4 protein-coding genes, 1 tRNA gene and 2 pseudogenes are annotated in these 5382 nt (G+C 66.7%); 4 read left to right on the top strand and 3 right to left on the bottom strand.

The annotated features are described in order from the left end of the window. Nucleotides 1–218 precede the first annotated feature (218 nt). Together ykgO and B2Y21_RS02040 are read right to left on the bottom strand one after the other, a co-directional pair. Nucleotides 219–344, bottom strand: a complete 126-nt coding sequence (gene ykgO, locus B2Y21_RS02035; protein WP_003165750.1) for a type B 50S ribosomal protein L36 — start codon at nucleotides 342–344, stop codon at nucleotides 219–221. A 127-nt stretch (nucleotides 345–471) separates the two neighbouring features. Beyond that, a tRNA-Ala gene (locus B2Y21_RS02040) sits at nucleotides 472–548 on the bottom strand. Between the two features lie 150 nt (nucleotides 549–698). Here B2Y21_RS02040 and B2Y21_RS02045 point away from each other — a divergent pair. Next, the gene (locus B2Y21_RS02045) at nucleotides 699–1985 is read left to right on the top strand and encodes a lytic murein transglycosylase (protein WP_292056469.1); all 1287 of its coding nucleotides are present in this window, start codon (nucleotides 699–701) and stop codon (nucleotides 1983–1985) included. A gap of 152 nt (nucleotides 1986–2137) precedes the next feature. Here B2Y21_RS02045 and cysS read toward each other — a convergent pair whose 3' ends face one another. After that, complete coding sequence (gene cysS / locus B2Y21_RS02050) at nucleotides 2138–3544, bottom strand: cysteine--tRNA ligase (protein WP_292056472.1); 1407 nt, start codon at nucleotides 3542–3544, stop codon at nucleotides 2138–2140. Nucleotides 3545–3684: 140 nt separating this feature from the next. On the opposite strand from cysS, the gene folE reads away from it, so the two are divergent. The 3 genes and pseudogenes from folE to B2Y21_RS02065 all read left to right on the top strand — a co-directional run. After that, nucleotides 3685–4299 carry a GTP cyclohydrolase I FolE gene (gene folE, locus B2Y21_RS02055; protein ID WP_292056475.1) on the top strand — a complete coding sequence of 205 codons (615 nt, stop codon included), beginning with the start codon at nucleotides 3685–3687 and terminating at the stop codon, nucleotides 4297–4299. A gap of 205 nt (nucleotides 4300–4504) precedes the next feature. Beyond that, a pseudogene (locus B2Y21_RS02060) lies at nucleotides 4505–4911 on the top strand (ExbD/TolR family protein). Between the two features lie 134 nt (nucleotides 4912–5045). Then, nucleotides 5046–5382: pseudogene (locus B2Y21_RS02065) on the top strand (gamma-glutamyltransferase); the annotation flags it as partial.

Here is a 5382-nt window from a genome sequence, read left to right on the forward strand (position 1 = left end):
CGAAGGCCGTTAGGGCAAGAGAAAACCACGCCCTCAAGCAGGCCGAAGGCCGTTAGGGCGAAGAAGCAGAATCACTAATCACGCACAGGCGCCCGGCTCAACGCCGGACGCGAAAAAGCCGCGGACAACGCCCGCGGCCCTGTGGATAGTCATCCCATCCACCGACGCTCGGCGCGCGCCTGACCTATCGACAGGCCGGGCGCGCCGATCGCGCGTGATCAGCCTTGCTTGGCTTTGAAGCGCGGGTCGGTCTTGTTGATGACGTACAGAACGCCCTTGCGACGAACGATCTTGCAGTCGCGGTGGCGACCCTTCAGCGACTTCAGCGAGCTACGGACCTTCATGGTCGGATGTCCCGGTTGGAGGCCCGTGAGGGCGAGTAAAACAAAAGAGCCGCGGGCGAACCTGCGGCGGAGGCGGTCGTATAGAGAGGCCTTCGCCTTTCGTCAACATTCCGCGCGGGAAATCCGCTGGAGGCCTGGCCTCCGAGTCGAACGGAGGATCTCCGGACTTGCACGTCCGGCGCGTCGCCCCTCCGCCACCAGGCCATGCTCAGGGAACGCTGCAATGTAAATTCGGCGGATTAACCGCCTGCTTTCAAGAATGGTTAACGCCGTTTTCACCCTTATCACGGAAACTGATCCAGCCTTCGCGCGCTTGTGATTGGTCGTGGAATTCGGGGGCGTTAGCCTGTGACTATGCGTATCGCTTATCGTCTTCTGTTGTTGGGTTCGGTCGCCGCCTGCACCCCCATGGTTCCCACGCCGCCGCAGCCCCAGCCTGCGCCGCCGCCCGTGGTCGAGCCTGCGCCCGCCACGCCGGCCCCCACGCCCCCGCCCGCCCAGACGGACCTCAGCGAGGCCTACGACCACGCCAGCTTCGACGCCTGGAAGCAGAGCTTCCTGGAGCGCCACGGCGGCGCCCGCAAATGGGAGTACGCCCGCGAGCTGGAGAGCGTGACGCCGAACCCCAGCATCATCCGCCTGGACCGCAACCAGCCCGAATTCTCGCGCCCCGCCGGGGTCTATATCCAGAACGCCACCACCCCGGCGCGAATCGCCATGGCGCGCCAGCGCGTCGACCGCGTGCCGTGGGACGTGACCCAGAAGTACGGCGTGCCGACCGAAATCCTGCTGGGCGTCTGGGCCCAGGAAAGCGCCTTCGGCCAGGTCCAGGGCGATTTCGACGTCATCCGCTCGCTGGCGACCCTGGCCTATGACGGCCGCCGCCGCGCCTGGGCCGAGGAACAGCTGAAGCACGCCCTCGACATCGTCGTGACGGGCAAGCGCGACCGCGCAGGGCTGAAGGGCAGTTGGGCCGGCGCCATGGGCCAGACCCAGTTCATGCCGGACAACTATCTGCGGCTGGGCGTCGACCAGAACGGCGACGGCAAGGTCGACATCTGGGGCTCGGACGCCGACGCCCTGGCCTCGGCGGCGAATCTGCTGGCCCAGGCGGGCTGGAAGCGCGGCCAGGGCTGGGCCTATGAAGTCACCCTGCCCTCCAACTTCGACTACAGCCAAGCCGAGGGGCCGAAACATCCTTGGTCTTACTGGACCGCCCGCGGCGTGCGCCTGGCCGACGGCTCCTCGCCCAACAGCGCCGAGGCGGCCGAGGGCGCGGCCATCCTGCTGCCGCAGGGCGCCAAGGGCCCGGCCTTCCTGGCCCTGCCCAACCACTACGTCATCCGCCGCTACAACAACTCGGTCAGCTACGCCCTGGCCATCGGCATGATCGCCGACGGCGTGTCGGGCAAGCCCGCTCTAAAGGCCTCCTGGCCCAACGACGGCCCTCTGACGCGGGACCAGCGCGTCGGCGCCCAGCAGGCCCTGACCCGCATGGGCTTCGACACCCAAGGCGTCGACGGCGTCATCGGCTCCAACACCCGCGCCGCCCTGCGCCGCTGGCAGCAGGCGAACGGGCGGACGGCGGACGGCTATCTGACGGACGTGCTGGCGGAAGAGCTGATCAGGCGAGCGCGATAACGTACTTCTCCCCTTGTGGGAGAAGGTGGCCCGTCAGGGCCGGATGAGGGGTCTCTCCGCAGCCTGATGAGGGGTGGCAAGACTAACGTCCCGCCCCCCCTCATCCGTCAGGCTTCGCCTGCCACCTTCTCCCACAAGGGGAGAAGGAAGCCTCAGCCCTTCATCCGCCAGGTCGCGCCCTGCGGGCCGTCCATGACGACGACGTTCAGTTCGTTCAGCCGGTCGCGGATGCGGTCGGCCTCGGCCCAGTTCTTGGCCGTACGGGCGGCGGCGCGCTGTTCCAGCAGGCCCTCGACCTCGGCCTTCAGCCCTTCGTCGACGCCCGAGAACCACTCCGCCGGATCGGCCTGAAGCACGCCCAGGATCGAGGCCGCCGCGATCAGCCGCCCCTTGGCCTCGGCCACCGCCGCCTCATCGCCCGCCGTCATGCCGCGCTCGATGTCGCTGGACAGGGCGAACAGGGCCGCCATGGCGCCCGGCGTGTTCAGGTCGTCCTCGATGGACTTCATGAACTCCACCGGCGGTTCAACGTCCGCCGCCTCGACCCCGGCCGCGCGGTGCAGGGCGCCGTAGAGGCGATCCAGATTTTTGCGGCTCTGCTCCAGCAGCGTCTGGTTCCAGTCCAGCGGCTGGCGATAGTGGGCGCTCAACAAGGACCAGCGCACAACCTCGCCCGGCATGGCCTGCACCAGATCGTGCAGCAGCAGGACGTTGCCGATCGACTTGGACATCTTCTCGGCGTCCACGGTCAGGAAGCCGTTGTGCATCCAATAGCGGGCGTATTCGTCGTGCGCCTCGTCGCCATGGGCGTGGCCGTGGGCGCAGACGCCCTGCGCGATCTCATTCTCATGGTGCGGGAAGACCAGATCGATGCCGCCGCCGTGGATGTCGATGGGCAGGCCCAGCGTCTCCTCGATCATGGCCGAGCATTCGATGTGCCACCCCGGACGCCCTTCGCCCCACGGCGACGGCCATGACGGCTCGTCCGCCTTGGACGGCTTCCACAGCACGAAGTCGTGCGGGTTCTTCTTATAGGGCGCCACCTCGACGCGGGCGCCGGCGATCATGTCGTCCAGGTTGCGCCCCGACAGCGCGCCGTAGGACGGATAGGACGACACGTCGAACAACACATGGCCCTCGGCGGCATAGGCGCAACCGGCGTCGATGATGGCCTGGATCTGCTTGGTGATCGCCTCGATGTAGTCGGTGACGTGCGGCGCAATGTCAGGCGGCGAGACGTTCAGCAGGCCCATGTCGGCCAGATAGGCGGCCTCATAGCGCGCGGTGATCTCGCCGATGGCGACGCCTTCCTTGGCGGCCTTGGCGTTGATCTTGTCGTCCACGTCGGTGACGTTGCGGGCGTAGACCACCTTGTCCGCGCCATAGGTGCGGCGCAGCAGGCGCACCAGCACGTCGAACACCACCGGCGGACGGGCGTTGCCGATATGGGCGTAGTCATAGACCGTCGGGCCGCAGACATAGAGGCTCACCCGGCTCGGATCGCGCGGCTCGAACAGGCGCTTTTCACGGCGCAGGGTGTCATGGATATGCAGGGCCATAGGTCAGGTCTTTTGCGAGTTTTCTTGCGGGACGGACGACGTGTCCCATATAGCGGCCTGATAGACAGTCAGGGCCGCGCGCCCAAGTCCATATAAATTAGTATTCTGAACAGGCGCTCTCGCCGCCGCCGGATCGTTTCATGAGCACCACCCCCGCCAAGCCCGTCCTCGTCGCCAATGAGGCGCCGCAGCGTCCCAGCCGCGAACAGGCTCTGGAGGCCGTGCGCACCCTGATCGCCTGGGCCGGCGACAACCCCGACCGCCCCGGCCTGCTGGACACGCCCAAGCGCGTGGTCGACGCCTATGGCGAATGGTTCGACGGCTATGACGCCGACGCGGGCAAGGAACTGTCGCGCACCTTCGAGGACGTGACCGGCTATGACGACATGGTCATCCTGCGCGACATCGAGGTCGAGAGCCACTGCGAGCACCATCTGGCCCCCTTCCTGGGCAAGGCCTACGTCGCCTATCTGCCGGGCGAGAAGGTGGTCGGCATCTCCAAGCTGGCCCGCGTGGTCGAAATCTTCGCCCGCCGCCTCCAGAACCAGGAGACGCTGACCAACGACATCATCGACGCCATCGAATCGCACCTCCAGCCCAAGGGCGTGGCCGTGCTGGTCGATGCGGCGCACCAGTGCATGACGACGCGCGGCGTGCATCACCGCCACGTCTCGACCATCACCACCCGCTTCACCGGCGCTTTCAAGGACGACCCAGCCCTGGCCGAACGATTCCTCAAGCTGGCTCGCGGTTGAGACGACGGGCGAGGACGTTGATCGCCGGGGACTGAATTGATCGCGGAGAAGGCGGCCGTCCGCCGAATTCGCAATCTTATTCCCCTGCGGCGTCATTTCCTCGCATTCGACGGCTTTACAAGCCTGCTTCAGGACGCCAAGAGACGAGCCAGACTTTCAGTGTGGTCCGCCGGAGGGTGCGGATCTTGATGGAGACGAGGGCGTAATGGGCGCGAAACTTTCCTCAGGCGGTGGCGGCGGCAAGCTGGCGCAACAGAACGCGGACATCAACGTCACGCCGTTCGTTGACATCATGCTGGTGCTGCTGATCNNATCAAGCTGGACCTGCCGCCGGCGACGCCGCCGGCGCCGGACGCCGAAAAGCCGAAAGAGCCGGTCTACATCACGATCCAAGAATCGGGCTCGCTCTACATCGCCGAGACGGAAACCACGATCGCCAAGCTGACGGCCGACGTCTGCGCCGCCCAAGCCGTGACGACGGACTGCCGCGAAGAGCGCGTCTTCGTCCGCGCCCAGCCGGAAGTGAAGTACAACCAGTTCATGGAAGTCATGAACAAGCTTCAGGAAAACGGCTTCTACAAGATCGGCCTTCTGAACGAAGACATCACCTAAGACGATCGGTATCGATTGTCTGGAAAAGGGTCGCCTCGGCGGCCCTTTTTCTTTGCGCGTCGCCCATCGACGGCTTGCGCCCTCCCCTTGTTCCGGCGTCAATGCGCGCCTCGAATGAGGGGGAGTAAATCATCATGCGTCGCCGTACCTTCCTGTCCGCCCTGCCGGCCGGAGCCCTGTTGGCGGGCGCCGCCAACGCCCAGCAGACGACCGGCGCCGCCGCGCCCTCGACCAATCCGGCCTCCGTCCAGCCCGCGCCCGCGCCAGACCCCTACGCCGGCGTCGGCATCGGCGATCGCATCACCGGGCCGCGCTTCGTCGGCCGCTCGACCGTCTGGGGCGCCAACGGCGCCGCCGCTACGGCCCACCCGGCCGCGACCATGATCGGACTGGACACCCTGCGTCGCGGCGGCTCGGCCAGCGACGGCGCCATCGCCCTCACCGCCCACCTGGGCTTCCTTGGACCAGCCG

This window comes from Brevundimonas sp. UBA5936 (assembly GCA_002430835.1).
Classification (GTDB): Bacteria; Pseudomonadota; Alphaproteobacteria; order Caulobacterales; family Caulobacteraceae; genus Brevundimonas.

Coding starts and splice junctions, on each gene's coding strand:
- ykgO (WP_003165750.1), bottom strand. CDS start 344: ATGAAGGTCCGTAGCTCGCTGAAGTCGCTGAAGGGTCGCCACCGCGAC.
- B2Y21_RS02045 (WP_292056469.1), top strand. CDS start 699: ATGCGTATCGCTTATCGTCTTCTGTTGTTGGGTTCGGTCGCCGCCTGC.
- cysS (WP_292056472.1), bottom strand. CDS start 3,544: ATGGCCCTGCATATCCATGACACCCTGCGCCGTGAAAAGCGCCTGTTC.
- folE (WP_292056475.1), top strand. CDS start 3,685: ATGAGCACCACCCCCGCCAAGCCCGTCCTCGTCGCCAATGAGGCGCCG.